Genomic DNA, 24,842 nt, shown 5'->3' on the forward strand with positions numbered 1-24,842 from the left:
GCGCCCACGCCCCTGGGTAGCCGCGCCGGGGTGTAGAGTGTAGGCAGCAATGGTGGTTCTAACCGGGGAGATATTCGTAGACCTGCTGGGCCGCAACCCCATGGGCCACACGACCCTGACCTACGCGGGTGTCCTGGGAGGGGCGGCCCTCAATGCGGCCTCCACCCTGGCCAGGGTGGGCGTTCCCACCCGTTTTGTGGGTGAGGTGGGGCAGGATTTTCTAGGCCGGTGGGCCCTGGCCCGTATCGCCGAACGCCGGATAGAGACCCGCTTCATCCAGGAGGTTCCGGGCATTGCTACCCCCCTTTGCCTGGCCGAACTGGACCCCCAGGGCGAGGCCCACCACAGCTTCTACCGGAGCTACGGGGCAAGCTCCTTTGAGCCCGACAGCGCGGCCATGGCCCGGGCCAAGTGGTTCCACTTTGGCTCGCTCTCCTCATTTCAGCCGCGCAACGTTCCCGGCATCCAGAAGCTTTTGGAGATTGCCCTTGAGCACGATGTCCCGGTCAGCTTTGACCCCAACCTGCACGCTCCGCCCGACGAGGGCTACTGGGAGCAGCTAAGGCGCTACATGCCCTATGTTTCGGTGCTCAAGGCCAGCCTGGGCGACGCCCGTAGGCTTTTCCCCTTGGTTCCGGCAGAGCCCCAGGCCCTGCTGGAGTGCCTGGTGGAGCTAGGGGCTCCGGTAACGGTGCTAACCCTGGGGGAGCGGGGGGCCTGGGCGGCCTTCCGCACCCGGGTCTACCGGGTTCCAGGGGTGCGGGTGCGGGTGGTGGACACCGTGGGCGCAGGGGATGCCTTTACCGCCGGGCTAATATACGGCTTTTTGAAGCAGGAGCTTACCTCCCGGCTCGAGCTGCTGGCCTGGGACGGTGCCCAGCTCCCGGTCATTCTGGCCGCCTCCTGCCATCTGGCCGCCATCACCTGCACGGTGGAAGGGGCCCACCCCCCCGAGGAGCCCCTCAACGCCTGGTGGGAGCGCTTTGGGTGAATTGTCCGCTCAGACCTGGGCCAGCGAGCGGGCGTCCTGGGCCATGGCGTGGCCGATGGCCTTCTCGTGGCCATCCACCTCAAAAGCGTGCAGCTTCCCGGTGTCAATAAGGAGCTCTACGGTGTCCCCGGGGCGCACCACGGCGTGGCCGTCCACCTTGGCGGTAAGCATGTGGCCGCCGATTTCGGCGTGGATTTCGGTATCGGCCCCCAGCGGCTCCACCACCTCCACCTTAGCCCGCACCACGTTTTCCCCCTCTGGGATGGAGGTCCAGCCTTTCAGGCCGATGTGTTCAGGGCGAACGCCCATCCAGACCTCCTTGCTGTTGTAGGGCATCAGGCTGGTCCCCAGGGTGCTGTTGGTCCGTACCTTGAAGCCTTCGCCCACCAGATAGACGTTGCCCCCTTCTAGCTGCACCCTGGCGCGGATGAAGTTCATGGAGGGGGAGCCGATAAAGCCCGCCACGAACTTGTTGCCCGGGTAGTCGTAGAGGTTGAGGGGGGTGTCCACCTGCTGGATCTCCCCGTCCTTCATCACCACGATGCGCTGCCCTAGGGTCATGGCCTCCACCTGGTCGTGGGTGACGTAGATGGTGGTCACCCCCAGCCGGCGCTGGAGCTTGGCGATCTCGGCGCGCATCTCCACCCGCAGCTTGGCGTCGAGGTTGGAAAGGGGTTCGTCGAACAGGAAGACCTTGGGCTCGCGCACGATGGCACGGCCCATGGCCACCCGCTGGCGCTGGCCGCCCGAGAGCTCGCGGGGCTTGCGCTGCAAAAGGTGGTCAATCTTGATGATGCGGGCCGCTTCTTTTACCCGCCGGTCAATCTCGTCCTTGGGCACCCGGCGCAGCCTCAGGCCAAAGGCCATGTTCTCGTAGACGTTCATGTGGGGGTAGAGGGCGTAGTTCTGGAAGACCATGGCGATGTCCCGGTCTTTGGGGGGCACATCGTTCACCAGCCGGTCGCCGATGTAGAGCTTGCCCTCGGTGATGTCCTCCAGGCCCGCGATCATGCGGAGGGTGGTGGTCTTGCCGCAGCCCGAGGGGCCTACAAAGACCACGAACTCGCCGTCTTCGGTCTCGAGGTTGAAGTCCTTGACCGCCGTGACCTTGTTGCCGTAGCGCTTGTAGACGTGCTCCAGCCTAATTTTTGCCATTTCGGCCTCCTAGTAGTACCCCTCCCACGCTGTGAGTCGCCGCAGTGCGGGCCCATCGGGGATTGCTGGGTACACCGCCAGTTTACCCGGCCATGGGAGTCGCCCGCAAGGGTAGCCTGGGGCTACCTGGCTGGAAGACCCCGGTAGAGTTCTTCCAGGCTCACGGCTACGTTGACGCAGGGCAGCCACAAGGCCCCCTTCTCTACCGCCTCATAGCGTCAGCCACCGTCTTCCATCCGCCGGTAGATTCCCAGCCGTTTCTCGAGCTGGGAGGCCAGCACGTAGGCCTGCAAACCCGGCAGCTTCTGATAAGCGAGCAGTTTTTCGCCCCGGTCAATGGCTTCTGTGGAGTCAGAAAGTACCTCCACCACCAAGCGGGCGGTTCTCTTGAAGCTCGCCCCCTCGAGGGGCTCTTCACGGCACAAACACATCCGGGTAGTAGGCCGCGGAATCCACTTTGAGCAACATGTTTTCGGAAAAAGTCTCGCAGCCTGCCTCTTCGCCAGCATTGAAAATCGTGAGCAATAAGCGGGTAACCAGTCGGTTGTGGTAGTCGGTCCTGCCCGCCATGGCGAACACGAACCCGTCCACAAACTCATGCCGGGTCTGGGATTTGGCCTCCAGTTCAAGAAACTCTTCAAAGGTTGCCTGGCGAACAGGGTTCTGCCTGGGCATGGCTACAGTGTAGCAAAACCCAAATAAAGCCTAGTCTGTGGCCTCACCCGCTTTGGCGGGCTCGCGTTTGAGGTTTTGCACCACCAGCTCGGAGATGTCCAGCACGCGGGGGGCCTGGCCTTCGGGCTCCTGGGTGGCTTCCAGGTTCATCATCTGCATACAGAAGGGGCAGCCCACCGCGATGGTTTTGGCCCCGGTTCCTTTGAGCTCGCGGTAGCGCTTCGTGGAAACCCGCTCGTCGCCGGGTTCTTCTTCCTTCCAGAACTGGGCCCCGCCCGCGCCACAGCAGAAGCTCTCCTTGCCGTGCCGGGGGGGTTCTTGCAGCTTAAGACCGGCGGCTTGAATGACCTGGCGGGGTTCGGCGAACACCCCGTTGTGCCGGCCCAGGTAGCAGGGGTCGTGGTAGGTGACTTCGCCGGCCATGGGGAGGAGCTCGAGCCGCTTGGCGCCAATGAGCTCGGCAATGAACTCGGTGTGGTGCTTGACGGTGTAGACACCGCCAAAGTCCCGGTACTCGTTGGCCAGCGTGTGGAAGCAGTGGGGGCAGGTGGTCACGATGGTCTTGGGTTTGGCCTCCATGGCGGCGTTGAGCGTCGCTACGTTCTCAGTGGCAAGCTGCATGAACAAAAACTCGTTGCCGGCCCGCCGGGCCGCATCCCCGGTGCAGCGCTCCTCCTTGCCCAGCACCGCCCAGCTCACCCCGGCCTCGTGCAGGATTTCCGCAAAGGCTCGAGCGGTCTTCTGGGCCCGGGGGTCGTAGGCGGGGGCGCAGCCCACCCAGTAGAGCACCTCAGCCTCGGGGTTCTGGGAGAGAGTCTTGACCTCAAAGGGGAGGCCCTCCGCCCAGGCCAGGCGCTTGTCGGCCCCTAGGTTCCAGGGGTTGCCGTTGCGCTCCATGCCCCGGAAGGCGTTGTTGAGCTGAGCCGGGAACTCGCCCTGCATCATCACCCGCTCGCGCCGCACATCCAGGATGTGCAGCATGGGCTCGTTGCCCACCGGGCAGACCTCCACGCAGGCGTTGCAGGTGGTGCAGGCCCAAAGGGCCTCCTCGTTCAGGGCGAACTCCATCAGGGGCCGTGGGCTCTCCTTGCCGGCGGCAAAGTCGGGGAGAATTTGGTTCAGCTCGTAGCGCTCGCTGATCAGGATGGCCGCCGGGGAGAGGGCCTTGCCGGTGGTGTAGGCTGGGCAGACCTCCTGGCAGCGGTTGCACATGATGCAGCTGTAGGCGTCCAGCAGCCGGGGCCAGGTGAAGTCCTCCAGCTTGGCCACCCCGAACTTCTCCATCTTTTCCAGCGCCTCAAAGTCCTGGGCGATGGGCAAAAGGGCCCCCGGTTTTTCCTTTTTGAAGGCCAGGTTCAAAGGGGCCAGGAACAGGTGGATGTGCTTGGAGCGGGCAAAGTAGGGGATGAAGAGCAGAATAGAGCCGATGGCGAACCACCAGAAGAGATGCTCGAGGATCACAATCCGGTCCACATCCACCCAGAGGAAGAGCCCTGAGGCCAGGCTGGCCACCGGCTGGTAGGGGTCGGGGCCGTAATCCAGGTTGGCGGCCTGGGCCGCTTTGTGGAGCAGCCGGCTGCCCACGTGAAAGAGGATGAAACCCCCCACGATGGCGCTGTCGGTGGGGATGCCCTGCCGCACCCGCTCGTGCAGGGGGGTCTTCGGGTTCCAGCTAAAGGTCTTGCGGCCCGCAGGGGAGTAGCGCCGGATTAGCAGGCCCACGATGCCCAGCAGAATTAGGGCGGTGAGGAGGTCGGCCACCAGGTTGTAGCCGTTCCAGAAGCCCCCCCGGGCCTTGAAGGGAAAGAAGCCCTCGAGCACGTCCACCAGGTTCACGCTCAGGTAAAACACAAAGCCGTAGAACACAAAAGCGTGCAAGAGGCTTACCCAGGGCCGCTTCTTGAAGACCGTCTGCATGGTGAGGGTCTGCCAGAGGGCCCTACCAAGACGCGCGGGCAGGTGGTCAAAGCGGTCTTCCGGCTGGCCACGGCGGATGGCCCGGTAGACGCGCAACAGCGCCCCGCCGCCGAAGTAAAGCGAGCCCAGCAGCAGGAGCAGGAAGAGGACTTTTTCAGGTACGGTCAGCATGGAACTCCTTTTGGGCTACAAAATTATACTTGGTACAAGTTTATCCACGCCCCCGCTTTCCGGCAAGATAGGCCCCGCGCGTGTGTACCTATCCCCGCTTGCGCCCTTCGACAGGGGGAGGGGCAGCCGTTATTATCGTGAGCGGCAAAGACGGGCGAAAGCCCGGAAAGGAGCTTTAGCGATGAAATCCCCTGTGCGTGTAGCGGTAACTGGTGCGGCGGGCCAAATTGGGTACAGCTTGCTCTTTCGCATCGCGGCGGGCGAGATGCTGGGCAAGGACCAGCCGGTGATTCTCCAGCTTTTGGAAATCCCCCCAGCGATGAAGGCCCTGAATGGGGTGATTATGGAGCTGGAGGACTGTGCCTTCCCCACCTTAGCGGGCATTGTGGCCACCGACGACCCCATGGTGGCCTTTGCCGATGCCGATTATGCCCTGCTCGTGGGGGCAATGCCCCGCAAGCAAGGCATGGAGCGGGCCGACCTGCTGCAGGCCAATGGGGCCATCTTCACCGCCCAGGGGCGGGCCCTCTCGGAGGTGGCCCGGCGGCAGGTGAAGGTGCTGGTGGTGGGCAACCCAGCCAATACCAACGCCCTCATCACCTACAAGAATGCCCCCAACCTCTCGCCCCGCCAGATTCACGCCATGACCCGCCTTGACCACAACCGGGCCATCTCCCAGCTGGCCGCCCGGCTGGGGGTGCCGGTGGGCGAGATTAGGCGGATGACCGTCTGGGGCAACCACTCCCTTACCCAGTACCCTGACCTCTTCCACTGCGAGGTGGGGGGCAAGAACGCCTACGAGCTGGTGGGGGACCACGACTGGTACGTCAACACCTACATCCCCAAGGTGGCCCGGCGGGGGGCGGAGATCATAGAGGCTCGAGGGGCCTCCTCAGCGGCGAGCGCAGCCAGCGCCGCCATTGACCACATGCGGAACTGGGCCTTGGGCACCCCTGAGGGCGACTGGGTGAGCATGGCGGTGGCCTCCGATGGCTCTTACGGGATTCCCGAAGGGTTGGTCTACAGCTACCCCTGCGTTTGTAAGGACGGCGACTTCCAAATTGTGCAGGGGTTGGAGATTAACGAGTTCAGCCGCGCCCGGATGGACGCCAGCGCCAAGGAACTGGCCGAAGAGCGGGATGCGGTGTTGCAACTCGGGCTGATTAAGTAGCCAGGCGGCTGGCCGCGCGGGTCTGGGGGCCTGTGCTACCCTGGGGTAGATGCGCCGCCGGGCCTTCTTGGGGCTTCTTTTGGCTGGAATTCTGGTGACCGGGGGGGGCGGGAAGGCCCCGGATGGTCCACCCCGGGCCTACAGCGCCACGGCCCAGGTGGTGGCCTTAAGGCCCCTGGAGGGTGGGGGATGCTGGGTGCGGGTGCGGCTACACCAGTGGGTTTCTCTCAGCCAAGGCTTTGCCTTGGGGGAGATACCCCAGCGCGGCCGGTTTTATGTCCTTTGGGCCAGCTCTGAAGGGTGTGTAGCCCTCCAGGTGGCTCAGGCCGAGGCCGCAGGGCACATCTACTACCAGGCCCGCGAGGCCCCCCGGGGGGGCTGGCGTATGAGCGGCGTTCCTGCCGTTCCGCTGGGATGCGCTGGGCCTTAGGCGGGCTTGGGGCCATACCGTTTTTGGATGTACTCCTCCACCATCGCGATGAACTCCTCGGCGATGCGATCGCCCTTTAAGGTAGTGGCGAGCTGGCCGTCTATATAGACCGGGGCCCTCGGGGCCTCTCCGGTACCGGGCAACGAAATGCCGATGTCGGCGTGTTTGGACTCCCCAGGGCCGTTGACCACGCACCCCATTACGGCCACCTTTAGGTTTTCCACGCCGGGGTAGAGGCTCCGCCAACGGGGCATCTGGGCGCTGAGGTAGCTTGACACCCGTTGGGCGAGCTCCTGGAAGAAGGTGCTGGTGGTGCGGCCACAGCCGGGACAGCTTGCCACGCTGGGGGCGAACTGCCGGACCCCCACCGCTTGTAGGATTTCCAAGGCCACCTCTACCTCCTTGGTGCGGGGCTCGCCGGGGGCAGGGGTGATGGAGACCCGGATGGTGTCCCCGATACCCTCGGCCAGCAGGGGCACCAGCCCGGCCGTGCTGTTGACGATGCCGCTGACCCCCATCCCTGCTTCGGTGAGGCCGAGGTGGAGGGGGGCAGGGGTGCGCCGAGCCAGCTCCCGGTAGACCCACCAGAGGTCGGGGGCTCGGGAGACCTTGGCCGAGAGGATGATCTGGTCTTCGCCAAGGCCGTACCTCAGGGCCCACTCGTAGCTGCGCACCGCCGACTCCACGATGGTCTTTAGGGTTACCTGGTGGGCTTCCTGAGGTTCGGGGAGCTTGGCGTTGGCCTCCATCATCTCGTCCAGCAGCTCCGCGTCCAGCGAGCCCCAGTTCACACCAATCCGCACCGGTTTGCCGAACTCCAGGGCCACCTCGCACATGGTGCGGAAGTTAGGGTCTTGCTGCTTGCCCCGGCCCACCGTGCCCGGGTTGATGCGGTATTTGTCCAGGGCCTGGGCCATCCCGGGGTACTTGCGGAGGAGGATGTGGCCGTTGAAGTGAAAGTCCCCCACCAAGGGCACCTCTACCCCCAGGTCAAGGAGCCTGCGTTTGATCTCGGGCACCGCCCGGGCAGCCTCGTCGTGGTTGACGGTCATGCGCACCACCTCGGAGCCGGCTCGAGCCAGGGCCCAGACCTGCCCTACCGTGGCCTCCACGTCGGCGGTGTCGGTGTTGGTCATGGATTGCACGATCACCGGGTGATCGCCCCCTATGGGTACCTTGCCCACCCAGACCGTAGGGGTTTTGCGGCGCTTCACCATACCTGTCCCAGTCTAATACGCGCCCCGGTTCGGTGAGTGGGTGGCGTAGGCTTTTTCGCAGACGAAAAAGCAGAGCGGTTCCCCGCTCCGCAAGGGCAAGAAGGCGAGGGCTAGGCCGGCTCTTGGGGAGTGGGCTCGGCCTTGGCCTTTGCGGCTTCGCGGGCCGCCTGGGCTTTGGCCTCCACGTCCTGGTTGAGCCGCTTGCGGTCGCCTTTGATGCGGGCCGCTTTTCCGCGCAGGGCGCGCAGGTAGTAGAGCTTGGCCCGGCGTACCTTCCCCCGGCTGACCACCTGGACGCTCTCAATAAGGGGGGAGTTGAAGGGGAAGATTCGCTCTACCCCTTCGTTAAAGGAGATCTTGCGCACCGTGAAGGAGCTGTTGTAGCCATTGCGCTTGATCTTGATGACCACGCCCTCGTAGGCCTGGATGCGGCTACGGTTGCCCTCCACGACCTTGTAGTTGACCCGCACGGTGTCGCCGGGTTTGAACTCTGGGATATCGGTGCGGGTGTACTTCCTCTCAACCACCTTGAGCAAAGCGCCACGGTTCATGTTTTCTCCTCAGCTCCAGCGGAACCTTCTTTGGGGTTCATGGAAAGGGGCCCTGGGGCGTATCCGCCAAGCAGATACTCGGGCGAAACCAACGCTAGATTCTAGCAGCCACAGGAGGGCTTGTCAAAAACCGGCTTGAAGGATGGGGGCCTACCCCTTATAATCCCAGCTTGGCACTCGTTTGGAGTGGCCGAAGACAGCGACGGGCCATGGCCTTAAAAATGTCGCCGAGGCGCTAGTAGGGAAGCGTTTTCGCAACCTTAGGCTTCGGATTTCCCTAAATCCGAGCGGTTTTGGCTGCGCTTGAAGCGCGAGAGGAGGGACTTTGCCGAGTAAGCGCAACGTAGAGAACCTCGAGGCGCTCACTGGGGCCCTTAGGGCTGCGCAGGGTTCGTTCTTCCTGGTGAACTACCAGGGGCTGGCGGCGGGGCCTACCGGCAAACTTCGCAAGGCCGTGCGGGAGAAGGGTGGGGAGCTTATCGTGGCCAAAAACACCCTGATTCGCAGGGCTATGGGCGACCTGGGGCTACCCCCCATTGAAGGGCTTAGCGGCCCTTCGGCGGTGGTGGTCTTCAACGACCCGGCCGCTGTGGCCAAAGCTCTAAAGGAGTTTGCCAAGACGAACGACAAGGGCATTCCGGCCTTCAAAGCGGGGATGCTCGCGGGCCAGGTTCTGACGGCCAAACAGGTGGAGGCCCTGGCTGATCTGCCCAGCCAAAAGGAGCTGCAGGCTGAGCTGGTGGGAGTGCTTTCGGCCACACTCTCCAACCTGGTGGGTGTGCTGGGGGCCAAGGCGCAAGAGCTGGTGGGCATCCTAGAAGCCCGGGTACAGAAGCTAGAAGCTGCGTAAGGAGGTACAAGGATGGCTTTGGATATCGCTGCGATTAAGGCCCAACTTTCCAACGCGACCGTTTTGGAACTCAAGCAGCTCATTGACGAGCTCAAGGAGGAGTGGGGGGTAACCGCGGCTGCTCCGGTGGCCGTGGCTGTTCCGGGGGCTGCTGCGGGCGGGGCCGCAGCTCCGGCGGCCGAGGAGAAGACGGAGTTTGACGTGGTCCTCAAAGAGGCCGGTGCCAACAAGCTCAACGTCATCAAGGAGCTGCGGGCCATCACCGGCCTGGGCCTGAAGGAGGCTAAGGACCTCGCCGAGCAGGGCGGTGTGGTGAAGGAAGGCGTTTCCAAGGAAGAGGCTGAGAAGATTAAGAAGCAGCTCGAGGACGCCGGGGCTAAGGTGGAACTCAAGTAAGCGCGGCGCTAGAGACCCCCGGCCATCGCCGGGGGTTTTTCCCGTGCTTCGGGGGCCCCCGGGGAAACCCGGGGGCCTCCTCTGGGTAGGGGAGCTAGCCCTCGGGCTGCAGGGCGGTGGGGGCTATGGCCTCGGGGGCTTGGGTCTGGGCGAGGATTTCCCTTACCCGCTCGCCCTGCACCACCTCCCGCTCCAGCAGCTCGGCGGCCAGCTTGTGCACCGCTTCGGCGTGGGCCGCTAAGACCTCCTTGGCCCGTTCATAGGCCCGGTCCAGGATAGCCCGGATGTCGGCGTCAATGAGGCGGCTGGTTTCCTCGGAGTGGTCCTGCTTTTTGGCGATTTCCTCGCCCAGGAAGATGGGCCCCGTGTTGGAGCCCCAGGCCACGTTTTTGAAGTGGTCGCCCATGCCCCAGTCCAAAACCATCTGTTTGGCCAGGGCGGTGGCCTGCTTGAAGTCGCCTGCAGCGCCAGTGGTAATGGTTCCCACAAAGAGCTCCTCGGCCGCCCGGCCCGCCAGGGTCATGGCCAGGCTGTCCTCGAGGTGTTCCTTGCTCATCAGGATGCGCTCCTCGGGCCTGCTCCAGCGTACCCCCAAGGCCATCCCGCGGGGCACGATGGAGACTTTCTCGGTCTTATCGGCATAGGGCAGCACCTCGCCGGCGATGGCGTGCCCGGCCTCATGGTAGGCCACCGCCCGCTTTTCCTGCTCGCTGAGCTTTAGGGTGCCCCGCTCGAGCCCCAGCATAATCTTGTCCAGCGCGGCCTGGAAGTGGGCCTGGGTGATCTCGCTGGCGTTCTCGCGGGCGGCCTGTAGGGCAGCCTCGTTGACCAGGTTCTTGAGGTCAGCCCCGCTGAACTGCGGGGTGAGGCGGGCCAGGGCCTCTATGTCCACGTCGGGGCCGAATTTCTTGCCCCGCATGTGCACCTGCAGTATCTCCTTCCGCTCCTCCAGGGTGGGCAGGCCAATCACCACCTGCCGATCAAAGCGGCCCGGGCGCAGCAGGGCTGGGTCCAGGATGTCGGGGCGGTTGGTTGCGGCCAGCACAATCACGCTGCTGTCCTTTTCAAAGCCGTCCATCTCGGAGAGGATTTGGTTTAGCGTCTGCTCACGCTCGTCGTGGCCCCCGCCGATGCCAGCCCCCCGCTTGCGCCCAATTGAGTCAAGCTCGTCTATGAAGATAATCGCCGGGGCGTTGCGTCGGGCCTCCTCAAAAAGGGTGCGAACCCGGCTGGCCCCCACCCCCACGAACATCTCCATGAACTCCGAGGCCGAAACCGAGAAAAAGGGCACGCCGGCCTCCCCCGCCACCGCCCGGGTCAGGAGGGTCTTGCCGGTGCCGGGCGGTCCCACCAGGAGCACCCCTTTTGGAATCTCCGCGCCGATGGCGATGTATTTTTGGGGATTCTTCAAAAAGTCCACCACCTCCATCAGCTCTCGCTTAGCCTCGGTGTGGCCCGCTACGTCCTTGAAGGTGGTGTTGACCCGCTTCTCCTTCCCGTATAGCCGGGCCCGGCTCTGTCCGAACTGCATCACCTGGCCGGCCCCGCCCTGGGCGCGCATGAAGAAAAACCACCAGAAGCCGATAAGCACCAGGATGGGCACCAGCGTATAGAGGAGCTGGGGCCAGATGCTCGGGGGGCGGTTCTCAATGACCACGCCGTTTTGCCGCAGGAGCTGGGTGAACTGGGGGTCGGTGTAGCCCGAGGGCAGCGCAATCACCGTGAAGCGGTCGGTGGTTTCAGTGGAGTTGCCCACCCGGACCCGCTCGGGGGCCTTGAAGAAGCCGTTGATGCGGCCCTCCTGCAGGATGACCCGGGCTACCTTGCCCTGCTCCACATAGGTAAGAAAGTCGGTGTAGGAGATGTTGCTGCGGGTGTTGCTGCTGCCGAAGAGGGTAAAAAGCCAGTAGGCCAGGATTACGACAAGAACCAGGCTCCAAGGGTTGATGCGTGTAGGCAAAACCAGACCTCCGTGGGATACCCTAAGTGGGGCGCCGACTACCTTGCGCCCAGACCCGCAGTATATGGTACCCAATTTGCCATCAGGGAATGGGTGCTAGGGGGGGTTGGCGGGAAAGTGGGTTGGCTCACCCCCAGGGGTTCTGGGGCTTCCCCCTTATCATGGGGTGATGCGGGTGGTTTTGGAAGCCCTCCACCAGGGAGACTACGATACCGCTTTCGATGTGCTGGTGCGCACCTTGGCGCTGGCCCAGGGCGAGGAGGCGGCGGAGGTGGCCATGCTTCTGGCCGAGGCCTACTCGCTTTATGGGGAAGGCGGGATAGAAGGGGTCAACCGGGCCCTGGAGGAGGGATTGGAGAGTTCGCCGGGCCTCGAGGCCCACCCTCGCTACCGCTCGCTTCTGGGAGAGGTTCGGGCTTTGGAGGGGGCCTCCGAGGAGGATGTGCGGCGCCTTTTGCCTGAAACCGACGACCCACAGGCGCTTTACCACCAAGCCCAGGCCCTGATGTACCTGGGCTTGGTGGAGGAGGCGTTGGGGATACTGGAGCGGCCCCTCGAGCTGCCCGCGTTCCTCCAGTGGCGGGCCCACACCCTAAGGGGCAAGGCCTACGAGCGACTGGGCCGGGCCGCTGAGGCGGCTTGGGCCTATAAGGAGGCGGCCCGGTTGGCAGTGGGAATGGAGCGCTACTGGAACCTGATTGACGCCGCGGCGATGTTCGTGGAGGCCGGGATGGGGCAGGAGGCCCTGGAAACCCTGCGCGAGGCAGCTTCCGAGACCCTCGAGCTGGAGGACCCCGAGGACGCCGCCACCCGCTTTTACCTCGAGGCCCGCAGCCATCTCTTACTGGGCAACCCCGGGCTGGCCCTGGAGGCCATCCAACGGGCTTTGGAGCGGGAACGGCAAGGGGCCGAGCCCGCCTATGGAACCCCCTTGGTCCACGGCCAGACCCTTATGCAGCTCGGCCAGCCTGCGGAGGCTGCGGAGGCTTTTCGCGAGGCGGTGCGCCGCGCTGAGCCCTCTGAGCGGAGCTACGCCCTACACGAGCTGGCAGTGGCCTACTTGGAGGCGGGCAAGCTGGCCGACGCCGAGGCCACCCTGCGGGAGGTGCTGCGCGACCCGGAGTACGGCTACCAGGGGGAGGCCTACGGTGACCTGGCCGAGACCCTCTACCGCCAAGGGCGCTACGAGGAGGCGGAGCAGGCTGCCCGTCAGGCCATCCGGCTGGGCAACGCGGGGACCGGCTACCTCATCCTGGGCAACCTGGCCTATGACCTGATGCACTACGAGGAGGCCCTCGAGCACTACACCAAGGCCTGTGAAGAGGCCCCTGAGGGCAGCCGGGACTGGATTACCGCCCAGCAGATGGTGGTGGACACCCTAGCCCAGCTCGGCTTTCGCCGACCCGAGGAGATTATTTCCCGCAGCGAGGCGGTGCTGCCGTACATCCACCCCTCCGACGAGTGGTACCAGACCCTGAGCAGCTACGCCGAGCGGGCCCGGAATCTAATGGGGGGGAGCCGGACGCTGAACTGAGCGGCGGTGGCTTACAGAGGCGTCTTTCGGTTTGTGCTATGGTGCCGGTTATGGTTGAGCGTGTTTACCTGGCTAAGCCCCGGGGGTTCTGCGCCGGCGTGGTGATGGCCATTGAGGCGGTGGAGAAGGCGGCGCAGACCTTGCGGGAAGAAGGGGAGCTGGTGGTCTACCACGCCATCGTGCACAACGAGGTGGTGACCCGGCGCCTCCAGGAGCGCTACGGCGTACACTTTGTGGAGGACCTGGCTGAGGTAGACCGCCTGCGCGAGGAACGGGCCAAGGAGGGCAAGAAGCTTGCCAACACGGTGGTCTTCTCGGCCCACGGAATCCCCCCTTGGCTGCGCGCTGAGGCGGCGGAGCGCAACCTCTACCAGATAGACGCTACCTGCCCTTTGGTCACCAAGGTACACAACGAGGCTAAGCGCTACGCCCGCGAGGGGTACTGGATTCTCCTGATCGGCGATTCTGCGGACCACCAGGAGATTAAAGGCACCCGCGGGGAGGCCCCGGAGCGCACCATCCTGGTGGCGGTGCACACCCAGGTGGGCCGTGACCCACGTCTGGCCGACCCCCACACGGTGGAGGTGCCGGACCCGGAGAGGGTGGTGGTGCTGACCCAGACCACCCTCTCGGTGGACGATACCCTGGCCACCATTGCGATTCTGAAAGAGCGCTTTCCTAAGCTGGTGGTGCCCGCTCGCAGCGACCTTTGCTACGCCACCAAAAACCGCCAGGATGCGGTGAGGCGCATCGCCCCGCACGTGGACCTTTTCCTGGTCCTCACCAGCCCGGCCTCTTCTAACGGGATGCGCCTCTTGGAGCTGGCCCGGGCTTTGGTGGGCCGGGCCGAGCGCATAAACACCGTGGAGGATATCCGGCTCGAGTGGCTTCAAGGGGTGCGCTCGGTGGGGGTTACCTCGGCGGCCTCCACCCCGGACGACCTGGTGCAGGAAGTGGTGGCCTACTTCCGGCAACAAAACCCCCGCTTGGAGGTTGTGGAGGAGGGGGAGTGGGAGGACATTGAGTTCCGTGAGCCCAAGCGGGTATCCCCCGAGGAGTGGTGGGCCAGCCAGCGTTAACTCCAATGTGGCCCTTAGCAACCCCCCAGCCCCTATTTGCGCCCCCCCTGAAGTGGGCCGGGGGCAAGCGTTGGTTAGCCCCTTTGATCCGGGAGCGTTTCTGGGAGAAGCACAGCGGACGGCGTTTGGTAGAGCCGTTCGTGGGTGGGATGGCGGTTGCCCTTTCGCTGCTGCCACGGAGGGCTTTGCTCAACGACATGAACCCTCCATCTGATCAACTTCTACCGGCACCTCAAAAGAGGCCTGAGGGTTCAAGGGGTGCGGTTTGAGAACAGCCGCGAGGTTTACCTGGCTAATCGGAAGCGCTTCAATACGCTTATCAAGGAGGGGCAGGCCGAGAGTGAGGAGGCCGCTTTGCTGTTCTATTACCTAAACCGAACGGGCTATAATGGGCTTTGCAGGTTTAACCGGGAAGGGCTTTTCAATGTTCCTTTCGGTAAGTATAGAAGCGTTGCCTATAGTAAGGACTTTGGAGCCTACGCCTCCTTGCTCAGGGAGTGGACTTTTTAGGGGACTTTGCCTCCCTTTCCGTAGAGCCAGGGGATTTTGTCTATGCTGATCCGCCCTACGACGTAGAATTCACTCAGTACAGCGCAGAGGGTTTCGGGTGGGACGATCAGGTGCGGCTAGCGCATTGGCTGGCTGCCTTAGACGTGCCTGTGGTGGCCTCCAACCAGGCCACGGATCGTATTCTCGCCCTGTACTCAGACCTAGGCTTCAAAGTGGAAACCATTCAAGCACCTAGAAGAATTAGCTGCAACGGCGACAGAACACCTGCTAGGGAGATGGTGGCTTACAAGGTATAGATGGCGGCCCGCACGCGCTCGGGAAAGATATTTGAGTCCATGCTGGAGACGGCTTTACGGGAGAATGGATACGATTTTTTGGTCCAGGGTAGGGTAAAAGGCTCCTTGGCGGGCCGCAGCCACAAGGTAGACTTCGCTATCAGGGCTCCAAGCCAGGTTTTTGTTTCGCTGAAGTGGCAGGGTACGAGCGGCACCACGGAGGAAAAGGTGCCGTTTGAGGTGGTCCGCTTGCTGGACCTTTTGAGAAAGGCAGAACAGGTTGTGTCTAGAGGTTCAGAAGAGGTAACTTTGAGGGCAGAAAGGGCCTATGTGGTTTTGGCGGATGATGGGTGGAACCGCCACCTCAAGGAATGGTATGAAAGGGGTGGCCTTAAGGAATTTATCCCCCACGAAGGGGTGGAGATACTGGACTTTTACGCTTTCATGAATCGGGTCAATTCCAAGCAGTTATGAAAGCGTCTGCTCTGAACCCCTGGCTCCTGTCCGTTGCACCCATGATGGACTGGACCGACCGGCATTTTCGCTACCTGCTCCGGCTGATCAGCCAGTGGGTGCGCCTGTATACCGAGATGGTGGTGGACCAGTCTATTCTGCTGGGCAATCGGGCCAAGCTCTTGGACTTCAACCCCGAGGAACACCCGGTGGCCTTGCAGCTTGGGGGTTCGGTGCCCGAGAGGCTGGCCGAGGCGGCCAGGATTGGGGAGGCCTGGGGCTACGACGAGATTAACCTGAACCTGGGCTGCCCCTCGGAGCGGGTGCAGGGGGGTGGGTTTGGGGCCTGTTTGATGCTCGAGCCCGAGCGGGTCGCAGCGTGCATGGCCGCCATGCGGCAGGCGGTCGGGGTTCCCGTCACCGCCAAGCACCGGCTGGGGGTGGACGAGATGGAGGATTACCGCTATGTTGCCCGGTTTGTTGAGAGGCTGGCCGGGGTGGGCGTTGGGGTTTTTATCGTTCACGCTAGAAAAGCCTACCTGAAGGGGCTTTCGCCCGCTGAGAACCGTACTGTACCGCCCCTGCGCTACGACTGGGTTTACCGGCTAAAGGAAGACTTCCCCCACCTGACCATCGTGCTCAACGGCGGGGTGCGCACCCTGGAGGAGGCCGAGGCCCACCTGGAGCGGGTGGACGGGGTGATGCTGGGCCGGGCGGTCTACGAGGACCCCTTTGTGCTGGCCGAGGCCGACCGGCGGTTTTTTTCCTCGAGCCGCCAGGTAGACCGATTCTGGGTGGCCCGGCAGATGATGGGGTACGCCCGGGCCCAGCTCGAGCGGGGCCTTCCCCTCTGGGCAGTTGCCCGGCATATGCTCAACCTCTTCAAGGGACAGCCTGGTGGCCGGCTTTGGCGCAGGCTGCTCTCTGAGGGGGCCTGCCGCCGGGGGGCTGGGGTGGAGGTGTTGGAGGCGGCCCTGGAGCGGGTTATGGCCGAAAGCGAGCGGCGGCTGGGGGTTCAAAGCGGGCGGTAGCGTCCCCCGTTGGCCTGCGCCAAGCCCTTTATCTCCAACAAGGTGAGCAATGAGAGAACCTCGCTGGGGGGTAGGCCGGTGGCCTGGGCCAGATCGTCGGGTAGGGCCTCGGAGAGTTCGAGCAGGGCCCGGTAGACCCGGGCCTCGGGGCCTTGAAGGGAAGGGGGCTTGGCTGCCGGGGCCCTGAGGCCCAAAGCGTTCAGCACATCCTCGGTGCCCATCACCAGCCCGGCCCCGTCCTGGATCAGGCGGTTGCAGCCCAAGGAAGCGGTGTCGCCGGGGCGGCCCGGCACCGCCAGCACATCCCGGCCCAGCTCCAGGGCGAAGCGCGCGGTGATGAGGCTGCCGCTTTTTTCCCCAGCCTCCACCACCAGCACCGCTTTGGCCAGCGCGGCCACGATTCGGTTGCGCCTGGGAAAGAGGCCGGCCTGAGGGGGTGTTCCTAGGGGAAACTCCGAGAGCAGGTGCATCTGCTCGGCTAGGGTGCGGTTCTGAGGGGGGTAGAGCCGGTCCATACCGCTGCCCAGCACCCCCAGGGTGTAGCCGCCCCCTTCCAACGCTCCTCGGTGGGCGGCAGCGTCAATTCCCAGGGCCAACCCCGAGATCACCCCTACCCCGGCCTCGGCCAGCTCCCGGGCCACCCTCTGCGTCCAGGCGATGGCCCAGGGGCTGGCCCTACGGGTGCCCACAATGCCGATGTTGTGGGGGATTTCGGGCAGCCTGCCCTTCAGGTAGAGCACTGTGGGCGGGCTGTCCAGATGCCGCAGCCGCTCAGGGTAGGCCTCTTCCCAAAGCCCGATAAGGCGCAGACCCATCCGCTGGGCCTTTTCCCGCTCCCGTTCGGCCCGGCCCTCGCGCAGGGCCTGGTGGTAGGCCCGGCCCACCTCGCTGCCCAGGGTCTTGACGATGGCCTCTGGGCTCAGGTCGGTCTTCAGGGCTAGGGCCAGGCGCTTGGGGCCGACGCCGGGGGTGAGGGCTAGGGCCAGGGGGTCGGGCATAGCACGCCCTAGGATAGCCGATGGGGTAGGTCTATACTGAAGAAGTGAGGGAAGGAACCACCTATTCCGGCTTTGTGGCCCTGGTGGGCAAGCCCAACGTGGGCAAGTCCACCTTGCTCAACGTGATGCTGGGGGCCAAGGTGGCCCCCATCAGCCCCAAGCCCCAGACCACCCGCAAGCGGGTGCGGGGGGTCTACACCGAGGACAACCGCCAAATTGTGTTTGTGGATACCCCAGGCTGGCACGAGGCCGAGGATGCCTTGGGGGAGTATATGATCCGCCAAATTACCGAGGCCTTGGCCGAGGTGAATGCGGTGGTCTGGGTGGTTGACCTGCGCCATCCACCTACCCCGGAGGACGAGCGGGTGGCCCGGGCCTTGGCGCCCTTGCGGGGCCAGGTGCCCATTTTGTTGGTGGGCAACAAGGTGGATGCGGCCAAGTATCCAGAGGAGGCCATGCGGGGCTACGCGGACCTCCTGCCGGGCCTGGAGACCCGCATGATATCGGCCCAGGATGAGCGGGATGCCCGGTCCCTGCGCGGTGAGCTTTTGGCCCTTTTGCCTGAGGGGCCCTTTTTCTACCCTGAGAACTACGCCCGGGGCGACCAGAGCGCGGAGGAGTGGGCTGCCGAGATTGTGCGCGAGGAGGCCATGAAGCGTCTAAAGGAGGAGGTTCCCTACACCATCGCCACCAAAACCGAAGAATTTGAGCCGCGCGAGAACGGGATGTTCTACATCCGGGTGAACATCTACGTGGAGCGGGAGAACCACAAGCCAATCCTAATTGGGGCGGGGGGGCGGATGCTCAAGGAGATTGGGGCGGCGGCGCGCAAACAGCTCGAGGTCTTCCTAGGCCGCAGGGTTTACCTGGACCTTCAGGTCAGGGTCTACCCCAACTGGCGCAAGGACCCCGAGGCCCTGCGGGAGCTGGGGTACATTTAGCGCGGGCAGGCTTGGAGGGTTTGAGGATGGAAGTGGGCCGGTTGCTGCTGTGGGTAGGGTTTATTTTGGTGCTGCTGGGCCTCATCTGGTTGTACGCCCCGGGGCTTTTGGGCTGGTTTGGCCGGTTGCCGGGGGATATTCGCATTGAGCGGGATGGGTTTCGCTTGTACTTTCCCCTTACCTCCATGCTCCTACTGAGCCTGGTTCTGAGTCTGGTTTTCAACCTTCTCCAGCGCTTTTTCCGCTAGAATCCGCCAAAAGCCCCAGGCTGGCTGGGCTGGCCGTTGGGAGGTGTTGCCGCTGGCTGGACCGGCGCTGAGGCTGGCTAGGGCTTTTGGTCTGCTAGACTTTTTTAGCCCCGGGCCACGGGGAGCCTCCCCTGGCCGCCCCGAGTTCGGAGGTATAGCTATGGCAAACGCGCCCGTCACCCAGTTCCTCAAGCACCATTTCCGTCATTTCAACGCCGCTACCCTGGTGGAGGCGGCCGAAGCCTACCGGGCCCACCTGGAGGGAGGTGGGGCGATGATGGTCACCCTGGCCGGGGCCATGAGCACCGCCGAGCTGGGCCTGTCCTTGGCCGAGATGATTCGCCAGGAAAAGGTCCACGCCATTAGCTGCACCGGGGCCAACCTGGAGGAGGACCTCTTCAACCTGGTGGCCCACCACCACTACGAGCGCATTCCCAACTGGCGCGAGCTGACCGCCCAGGACGAAAAAAGGCTGCTGGACCGCCACCTCAACCGGGTGACGGATACCTGTATTCCCGAAATGGAGGCCATGCGGCGGCTCGAGGCAGCCCTTTTGGAAGAGTGGGTGGCCGCCGACAGGGCAGGGGAGTGCCGCTTTCCCCACGAGTTTGTCTACCGCGTCCTTCGCTCGGGGCGGCTCGAGCCCTATTACCAGATTGACCCCCGGGATAGCTGGGTGGTGGCCGCTGCGGAAAAGGAGCTTCCCATCTATGTGCCAGGCTGGGAGGACTCCACCACCGGCAACATGTACGCCGGCCACTGCCTGAGCGGAACCATCAAAAACGTGCACACGGTGCGCACCGGGATTGAGTACATGATGGAGCTGGCCCGGTGGTACGAGCAAACCAGCAAGACCCGCTCCATCGGCTTCTTTCAGATTGGCGGGGGGATTGCCGGGGACTTCCCCATCTGCGTGGTGCCCATGCTGCACCAGGACATGGGCCGGGCCGACATCCCGGTCTGGGGCTACTTCTGCCAGATTTCTGACTCCACCACCAGCTACGGCTCCTACTCGGGCGCGGTGCCCAACGAGAAGATTACCTGGGGCAAGCTGGGGGTAGAGACGCCCAAGTTCATGATTGAGTCCGACGCCTCCATCGTGGCCCCTCTGGTTTTCGCCATCGTGTTGGGTTGGTAGAGGCCGGCCTTGACAACCCTGGCCCTGGGGTGTAGCTTTGCCCCCAGTGGGTTCAATCAGCAGCTAGGTGGTTCTTCCAATGAAACCCGACCGCTCCGTCCCCACCCTCGAGCGCCCCCTGTACCTGCTGGGCTTCTTCAGCGAGGAACGGCCCTACTGGGGGCTTTCGGAGCTGGCCCGGGCCAGCGGGTGGTCCAAGGCCACCTGCCTGCGCAGCCTCCGGGTGTTGGAGCGCTATGGGATGCTGGTGCGGGAGAACGGGCGCTATCGGTTGGGCACCCGGTTTTTGCACCTGGGCACCCTGGTCAAAGCCGCCTACCCGGCTCGAGGGGTGGCCCTACCCCTGATGCAGGCCCTGCGCGACGCCACGGGCCAGTCGGTGCAGTGGGTGGTGCGGGATGGCCTGGAGGGGGTGTACCTGGAGGTCTTGGAGGCCCGGGTAAGGGTGCGGCTCTACATCGCCCCAGGCCGGCGGGCCCCCCTTTACGCCGGAGCCTCTACCCGGCTCTTGCTGGCCTTCGCGCCGGAGGAGGTGCAAAAGGCGGTTTTCTCCGCCGAGCGCAAGGTCTACACCCCAGCCACCCCGGTAGACCCGGTGCGGCTGCGGGAGCTCTTGGCGCAGACCCGAGGAACCGGTTTTGCGGCCAGCTTTGGCGAGCTCGAGCCCCACTCCGCCGAGCTGGCCGCTCCTGTTCGCGGGCCGGAAGGGGAGGTGTTGGCGGCCTTGAGCTTAGCCGGCGCGGAGGCCCTCTATCGGGAGGGGAGGCGGCTTGGGGAGTACCTGCACGCTCTAAACCGGACGGCCTTAGAGGTTTCGCGGCGGCTCGGCTTCGCCGGTGCTTGGCGGGCCGACCCCGAGGGTTTTTTGGCGTCGCTTGCGGCGAAGGTGCCGTAGCGCAAAGGAGGTTCTTATGCAGCGATGGATTGGAGTTTTGGCAGGCCTAGCCCTGGGCATCGCCAGTGCCCAGACCCAGACCTGGACGATGGCGACCCCTTACCCCGACGGGAACTTCCACACCGTCAACATCCGCGAGTTCGCCAAGGATGTGGAGACCGCCACCCAGGGCCGTTTGGTCATACGGGTGAACAGCGGGGGCTCCTTGCTGCCCCACCCCCAGATTCTGCCCGGGGTACGCAACGGGCAGGTGCAGCTGGGCGAGGTGCTGATCTCGTTGCTGGCCAACGAGAACCCCATCTTCGCCCTAGACTCCATTCCTTTCCTGGTGGGTAGCTATGAGGATGCCCAGCGGCTTTACCGGGTTTCCAGGCCTGAGATAGAGAGCTGGCTGGCCCGGCGAGGCATGGTGCTCTTGTTCTCGGTGCCTTGGCCTGGGCAGGGCCTTTACACCAAGCAACCGGTGAATAGCGTGGCCGACCTCCGGGGGGTGCGCTTCCGGGCCTACAACCCGGCCACCGCCCGCATCGCCGAGCTCACTGGCATGGTGCCCACCCAGGTGGAGGCTGCCGATATCCCCCAGGCCTTCGCCACCGGCATTGTCGCGGCCATGATCACCTCTCCCTCCACAGGAGTAGACAGCCAGGCCTGGGACTTTGCCCGCTACTACTACGACCTTAGGGCCTGGATTCCCAAGAACATGGTGATCGCGAACCGGCGGGCCCTGGACGCCCTGAGCCCTGCTGACCGCGAAGCGGTGCTGGCAGCCGCCCGCCGGGCCGAACAGCGGGGCTGGCAAGCCAGCCAGCAAGAGGCGGCCAGCAAGACCGCCATCCTGGCCCAGCGGGGTATGCAGGTTTTGCAGCCCAGCCCGCAGCTTGCGGCCGACCTCAAAAAGGTGGGGCAGACCATGGCGAACGAGTGGCTCCGCCGGGCCGGGGCCACCGGGGTCAAGATCTACCGGGAATACCTAGGCAGATAGGCTTGCGGCCCCTGGCGCCCTGGGGGGTTTTACCTGCAGCGCTGGGGGCCCTGCCCTTTTGAGGGGGGGTTGTGCGCAGGTTTTTGGATGCCCTGTACCGCTTCTCGAGCTTTGTGGCGGCGGCCCTGGTGATTTTTATCTTTCTGGTCATCCTAGCCCAGATTGTGGGTCGGCAGTTTGGCCTCGTTGTTCCTTCGGCCAACGAGCTCTCTGGTTTCGCTACGGCGGGGGCGGTCTTCCTTGCGTTGGCCCCCACCCTGCGGGCTGGGGGGCATATCCGGGTAGGGGTGCTGTTGCGCCGGCTGCAGGGCCGGGCCCGGCTTTGGGTGGAGGCCGTCGCGGGGGGGGGTTCTCTGCTGGTCTCGCTGTACGCCGCTTTTCACCTCTGGCGGCTGGTTTTGGACTCCCACGCCTACGGCGACCTGGCCCCAGGTCTGCTGCCCTTGCCGCTCTGGCTGCCCCAGAGCTTTTTGGCCCTGGGTATGAGCGTCTTTTGTGTTGCCCTAGCCGAGGCCTGGGTGGCCTTGTTGCGGGGTGAGGTCCCGGCCCACCTTTCTGAGGGCGGGGGGCAGGAGTAGGCCATGGAGCTGACCCAGGTTGCGCTTTTTCTGGTTCTACTGCTGCTCTTGCTCCTGGGTGGAGGGGTCTGGATCGCCCTGGCCCTGCTGGGGGTGGGCTGGGTGGGGTTGCAGTTCTTCACCAACACCCCCCCGGGGGCCAGCGTGGCGGGAAGCCTTTGGAGTTCGGTTTCTAGTTGGTCCCTGGCGGCTTTGCCGATGTTCATCTGGATGGGGGAGATTCTCTACCGCACCCGCCTGGCCGCCGACCTCTTTGAGGGGCTTTCCCCCTGGCTGCGCAGCATCCCGGGCCGCCTATTGCACATCAACGTGCTGGCCTCGGGCATCTTTGCGGCGGTGATCGGCTCTTCCGCGGCCACCACCGCCACCGTGGGCAAGATTGCCCTGCCCGAGCTGCTTAAGCGCGGCTACCCCGAGCGGCTGGTGCTGGGCTCGCTGGCTGGTTCGGGCACCCTGGGCCTCCTGATTCCCCCCTCGGTGGTGATGATTGTCTACGGGGTGGCCGCTGAGGTCTCGGTGGCGCGGCTCTTCATTGCGGGTCTGCTGCCGGGTCTGTTGGTGATGCTCCTGTTCATGGGCTGGGTGATGCTCGCAGGGCTCCTAAACGCGAAGAGAATGCCCCCACCTGACCCGCCTATGCCGCTTGGGCAGCGCCTGCGCGGGCTTCTGAAGATTCTGCCGGTGCTGCTTTTGATAGTGGCCGTCATTGGCTCCATTTATGCGGGTGTAGCCACCCCTACCGAGGCGGCCAGCCTAGGGGTGCTGGGGGCCCTTTTAATCGCCTTTTGGACGCGCAGCCTGAGCTGGCAGGGGCTTCTGGAGAGCCTGATGGGGGCGGTGCGCACCACCAGCATGATTGGGTTTATCCTGGCCGGGGCCGCGGTGCTCTCCATCGCCATGGGCTTTACCGGAATCCCGGCGGCGATGGCGGCCTGGGTGGCGGAGCTGGGGCTTTCTAAGTACGCCCTGCTGGCGGTGCTGATGGCTCTGTTTCTGGTGCTGGGGGCCTTCCTAGACGGCATTTCCATCATTGTGCTGACCACCTCGGTGATCCTGCCGCTGGCCAAGGCGGTGGGGATAGACCTGCTGTGGTTTGGCATCTTCCTGGTGATTGCGGTGGAGCTGGCCCAGATTACCCCGCCGGTGGGCTTTAACCTGTTTGTGCTGCAGGGCCTTTCGGGACGGGACATCTTCACGATTGCCCGTTCGGCCCTGCCGTTTTTGTTCTTGCTGCTCCTGGCGGCGGCCATCATCACGGTCTTTCCGGAGATTGTGACCTGGTTGCCGCGGAACATGGTGGGGCAGTAGCCTTGGCGAGGCACCATGTGGATTGACCTGAACGTTGATGCAGGCGAGTCTTTTGGCAACTGGAAGCTGGGCCAGGACGAGGAACTATTCCCTTTGGTCAGCTCGGTCAATGTGGCCTGCGGTTTTCACGCCGGCGACCCGCTCACCATGAGGCGGACCCTCGAGCTGGCCCAGCGGGCGGGGATTGCGGTGGGGGCGCACCCCGGTTTCCCTGACCTGGTGGGCTTTGGGCGGCGGGAGATGGCCGCTGGGCCTGAGGAGGTGTACGCAGACGTGCTATACCAAGTGGGGGCCCTGGCCGCCTTTCTCAAGGTGGCCGGGATGCCCCTGCACCATGTGAAGCCCCACGGGGCCCTTTATAACCGGGCCACCCGCGACGCCCCTACCGCGGCGGCCATCGCCAGGGCGGTTCGGGACTACGACCCCGGCTTGCCGCTGGTGGTGCTGCCCGGCACGCCCCTCGAGGCGGAGGCCCAGAGGCTGGGTTTGCGGACCGTGGCCGAGGCCTTCCCTGAACGGGGCTACACCCAGGACGGCCGGCTGGCCCCCAGGGGGACGCCGGGGGCCTGGATTCACGACCCGGAGCTGGCTGCCCGGCGAGCGGTGCAGATGGTGCTTTGGGGCCGGGTGGAGGCGGTGGACGGGGGGGTGGTGCCGGTGCGGGCCCAGACGCTTTGCATCCACGGCGACAACCCCCAGGCCTTGGCCATCGCGAAGGCGGTGCGGGAGGCCCTGGAGCGGGAAGAGGTCGCCATCCGCACCTACTGAGGTGGCGGCTTTCGCATGGCCCTGCGTGGTTTTTACCTGGCCTTCTCCGAGAGGCTGGACCCCAAGGCCAACGCCCGGATGCTGGCCCTGCTGCGCCTCTGGCTGGTGAGCCCACCGCCTGGGGTGACCGACCTGGTCCCGGGGTACCGCAACCTTTACCTGGAGTTTGACCCTGAGCGAACCTCCTTGGCCCGCCTGCGGGGCTTGGTGCAGCGGGCCCTACGGGAGCTGCCCGAGGGGGAGGAGGGCCAGGAGGTGGAGGTGCCCGTCCGCTACGACGGCCTGGACCTGGCCTGGGTGGCCGAGCAGACGGGGCTCTCGGTGAAGGAGGTGGTGGGGCTCCACAGCCAGCCCCTCTACCGGGTCTTCGCCACCGGTTTCACCCCTGGGTTTCCCTTTTTGGGGCCGCTGCCCGAGCGCCTTCGGCTGCCCCGGCGGGCCACCCCGCGCCCGCAGGTTCCCGCCCACGCGGTGGCCATCGCGGGGGATCAAACCGGCATCTACCCCCTACCCTCCCCAGGCGGGTGGCACTTGCTGGGTACGGCCCTGGTGCAGGTGTACAACCCCCATCGCCCCCAGCCCTTCTACCTTCAAGCCGGCGACCGGGTGCGCTTCGTTCC

The 24,842-nt window shown here is 64.6% G+C and carries 27 protein-coding genes and 1 pseudogene; 21 read left to right on the top strand and 7 right to left on the bottom strand.

Annotated elements, in window-relative coordinates; all coding sequences use genetic code 11:
* Positions 1-49: 49 nt before the first annotated feature.
* On the top strand, positions 50-991 hold the full coding sequence (locus Mlute_RS02200; protein ID WP_119359125.1) for a carbohydrate kinase family protein: 942 nt from the start codon (positions 50-52) through the stop codon (positions 989-991).
* Positions 992-1,000: 9 nt separating this feature from the next.
* Here the strand turns inward: Mlute_RS02200 and Mlute_RS02205 are convergent, their stop codons facing one another.
* The 3 genes and pseudogenes from Mlute_RS02205 to Mlute_RS02215 all read right to left on the bottom strand — a co-directional run bounded on the left by Mlute_RS02205 (position 1,001) and on the right by Mlute_RS02215 (position 4,909).
* Entirely contained in the window at positions 1,001-2,146 is a 1,146-nt protein-coding gene (locus tag Mlute_RS02205) for an ABC transporter ATP-binding protein (RefSeq protein ID WP_119359126.1), read from the bottom strand.
* A gap of 218 nt (positions 2,147-2,364) precedes the next feature.
* Positions 2,365-2,821 (bottom strand): annotated as a pseudogene (locus Mlute_RS16530) (Uma2 family endonuclease).
* Between the two features lie 30 nt (positions 2,822-2,851).
* Complete coding sequence (locus tag Mlute_RS02215) at positions 2,852-4,909, bottom strand: (Fe-S)-binding protein (protein WP_119359127.1); 2,058 nt, start codon at positions 4,907-4,909, stop codon at positions 2,852-2,854.
* A gap of 181 nt (positions 4,910-5,090) precedes the next feature.
* On the opposite strand from Mlute_RS02215, the gene Mlute_RS02220 reads away from it, so the two are divergent.
* Both Mlute_RS02220 and Mlute_RS02225 read left to right on the top strand, forming a co-directional pair.
* Positions 5,091-6,080, top strand: coding sequence for a malate dehydrogenase (locus Mlute_RS02220; RefSeq protein WP_119359128.1), 990 nt, complete (start codon positions 5,091-5,093; stop codon positions 6,078-6,080).
* 49 nt (positions 6,081-6,129) lie between these two features.
* Positions 6,130-6,510: a hypothetical protein gene (locus Mlute_RS02225; RefSeq protein WP_119359129.1), complete on the top strand. Its 381-nt coding sequence runs from the start codon at positions 6,130-6,132 to the stop codon at positions 6,508-6,510.
* On the opposite strand, the gene ispG is transcribed toward Mlute_RS02225, so the two are convergent.
* Positions 6,507-7,727 carry a flavodoxin-dependent (E)-4-hydroxy-3-methylbut-2-enyl-diphosphate synthase gene (ispG, locus tag Mlute_RS02230; protein ID WP_119359130.1) on the bottom strand — a complete coding sequence of 407 codons (1,221 nt, stop codon included), beginning with the start codon at positions 7,725-7,727 and terminating at the stop codon, positions 6,507-6,509. The two genes, Mlute_RS02225 and ispG, sit on opposite strands and share 4 nt — an antisense overlap.
* Before the next feature lie 110 nt (positions 7,728-7,837).
* Positions 7,838-8,278 (bottom strand): 50S ribosomal protein L19, encoded by a 441-nt coding sequence (rplS, locus tag Mlute_RS02235; protein ID WP_119359131.1) that lies wholly within the window; start codon positions 8,276-8,278, stop codon positions 7,838-7,840.
* Between the two features lie 325 nt (positions 8,279-8,603).
* Between rplS and rplJ the strand changes: the two genes are divergently transcribed.
* Both rplJ and rplL read left to right on the top strand, forming a co-directional pair.
* The gene (rplJ, locus tag Mlute_RS02240) at positions 8,604-9,128 is read left to right on the top strand and encodes a 50S ribosomal protein L10 (RefSeq protein ID WP_119359132.1); all 525 of its coding nucleotides are present in this window, start codon (positions 8,604-8,606) and stop codon (positions 9,126-9,128) included.
* A gap of 12 nt (positions 9,129-9,140) precedes the next feature.
* On the top strand, positions 9,141-9,524 hold the full coding sequence (gene rplL, locus Mlute_RS02245) for a 50S ribosomal protein L7/L12 (RefSeq protein ID WP_119359133.1): 384 nt from the start codon (positions 9,141-9,143) through the stop codon (positions 9,522-9,524).
* 94 nt (positions 9,525-9,618) lie between these two features.
* On the opposite strand, the gene ftsH is transcribed toward rplL, so the two are convergent.
* Positions 9,619-11,484, bottom strand: a complete 1,866-nt coding sequence (gene ftsH, locus Mlute_RS02250) for an ATP-dependent zinc metalloprotease FtsH (protein WP_119359134.1) — start codon at positions 11,482-11,484, stop codon at positions 9,619-9,621.
* Between the two features lie 169 nt (positions 11,485-11,653).
* On the opposite strand from ftsH, the gene Mlute_RS02255 reads away from it, so the two are divergent.
* The 7 genes from Mlute_RS02255 to dusA are packed head-to-tail and all read left to right on the top strand — an operon-like array spanning position 11,654 to position 16,366.
* On the top strand, positions 11,654-13,018 hold the full coding sequence (locus Mlute_RS02255) for a tetratricopeptide repeat protein (protein WP_119359135.1): 1,365 nt from the start codon (positions 11,654-11,656) through the stop codon (positions 13,016-13,018).
* A 50-nt stretch (positions 13,019-13,068) separates the two neighbouring features.
* Positions 13,069-14,097, top strand: coding sequence for a 4-hydroxy-3-methylbut-2-enyl diphosphate reductase (gene ispH, locus Mlute_RS02260; protein ID WP_119359136.1), 1,029 nt, complete (start codon positions 13,069-13,071; stop codon positions 14,095-14,097).
* Positions 14,098-14,102: 5 nt separating this feature from the next.
* Positions 14,103-14,366 (top strand): DNA adenine methylase, encoded by a 264-nt coding sequence (locus tag Mlute_RS16585; protein WP_407942634.1) that lies wholly within the window; start codon positions 14,103-14,105, stop codon positions 14,364-14,366.
* Positions 14,356-14,607, top strand: a complete 252-nt coding sequence (locus Mlute_RS16390) for a DNA adenine methylase (RefSeq protein ID WP_281270823.1) — start codon at positions 14,356-14,358, stop codon at positions 14,605-14,607. Before Mlute_RS16585 ends, Mlute_RS16390 begins: the two co-directional genes overlap by 11 nt.
* Complete coding sequence (locus Mlute_RS16395) at positions 14,595-14,903, top strand: DNA adenine methylase (RefSeq protein ID WP_281270824.1); 309 nt, start codon at positions 14,595-14,597, stop codon at positions 14,901-14,903. Before Mlute_RS16390 ends, Mlute_RS16395 begins: the two co-directional genes overlap by 13 nt.
* Complete coding sequence (locus Mlute_RS02270; RefSeq protein ID WP_119359137.1) at positions 14,904-15,356, top strand: PD-(D/E)XK nuclease superfamily protein; 453 nt, start codon at positions 14,904-14,906, stop codon at positions 15,354-15,356.
* A complete protein-coding gene (gene dusA / locus Mlute_RS02275; RefSeq protein ID WP_119359138.1) occupies positions 15,353-16,366 on the top strand; it encodes a tRNA dihydrouridine(20/20a) synthase DusA in 1,014 nt (337 codons plus the stop codon). The genes Mlute_RS02270 and dusA overlap by 4 nt, the downstream gene beginning before the upstream one ends.
* On the opposite strand, the gene dprA is transcribed toward dusA, so the two are convergent.
* A complete protein-coding gene (gene dprA / locus Mlute_RS02280) occupies positions 16,351-17,364 on the bottom strand; it encodes a DNA-processing protein DprA (protein ID WP_119359139.1) in 1,014 nt (337 codons plus the stop codon). The two genes, dusA and dprA, sit on opposite strands and share 16 nt — an antisense overlap.
* A gap of 44 nt (positions 17,365-17,408) precedes the next feature.
* Here dprA and era point away from each other — a divergent pair, with 44 nt between their 5' ends.
* From era to pxpB, 9 genes are all read left to right on the top strand, one after another.
* The gene (gene era, locus Mlute_RS02285; protein WP_119359140.1) at positions 17,409-18,305 is read left to right on the top strand and encodes a GTPase Era; all 897 of its coding nucleotides are present in this window, start codon (positions 17,409-17,411) and stop codon (positions 18,303-18,305) included.
* A 26-nt stretch (positions 18,306-18,331) separates the two neighbouring features.
* A complete protein-coding gene (locus tag Mlute_RS02290) occupies positions 18,332-18,553 on the top strand; it encodes a DUF2905 domain-containing protein (protein WP_119359141.1) in 222 nt (73 codons plus the stop codon).
* 160 nt (positions 18,554-18,713) lie between these two features.
* Positions 18,714-19,691, top strand: a complete 978-nt coding sequence (locus Mlute_RS02295; RefSeq protein WP_119359142.1) for a deoxyhypusine synthase family protein — start codon at positions 18,714-18,716, stop codon at positions 19,689-19,691.
* Positions 19,692-19,770: 79 nt separating this feature from the next.
* Positions 19,771-20,586 carry an IclR family transcriptional regulator gene (locus tag Mlute_RS02300; protein WP_119359143.1) on the top strand — a complete coding sequence of 272 codons (816 nt, stop codon included), beginning with the start codon at positions 19,771-19,773 and terminating at the stop codon, positions 20,584-20,586.
* 16 nt (positions 20,587-20,602) lie between these two features.
* Positions 20,603-21,568, top strand: a complete 966-nt coding sequence (locus Mlute_RS02305) for a TRAP transporter substrate-binding protein (protein WP_119359144.1) — start codon at positions 20,603-20,605, stop codon at positions 21,566-21,568.
* Positions 21,569-21,639: 71 nt separating this feature from the next.
* Entirely contained in the window at positions 21,640-22,146 is a 507-nt protein-coding gene (locus Mlute_RS02310) for a TRAP transporter small permease (protein WP_119359145.1), read from the top strand.
* Positions 22,147-22,149: 3 nt separating this feature from the next.
* Complete coding sequence (locus Mlute_RS02315) at positions 22,150-23,454, top strand: TRAP transporter large permease (protein WP_119359146.1); 1,305 nt, start codon at positions 22,150-22,152, stop codon at positions 23,452-23,454.
* A gap of 15 nt (positions 23,455-23,469) precedes the next feature.
* Positions 23,470-24,222, top strand: coding sequence for a LamB/YcsF family protein (locus tag Mlute_RS02320; RefSeq protein ID WP_119359147.1), 753 nt, complete (start codon positions 23,470-23,472; stop codon positions 24,220-24,222).
* 15 nt (positions 24,223-24,237) lie between these two features.
* On the top strand, positions 24,238-24,842 hold a 605-nt coding region (gene pxpB / locus Mlute_RS02325; RefSeq protein ID WP_119359148.1), incomplete at its 3' end, for a 5-oxoprolinase subunit PxpB.

It is taken from the genome of Meiothermus luteus (assembly GCF_003574085.1).
Classification (GTDB): domain Bacteria; phylum Deinococcota; class Deinococci; order Deinococcales; family Thermaceae; genus Meiothermus; species Meiothermus luteus.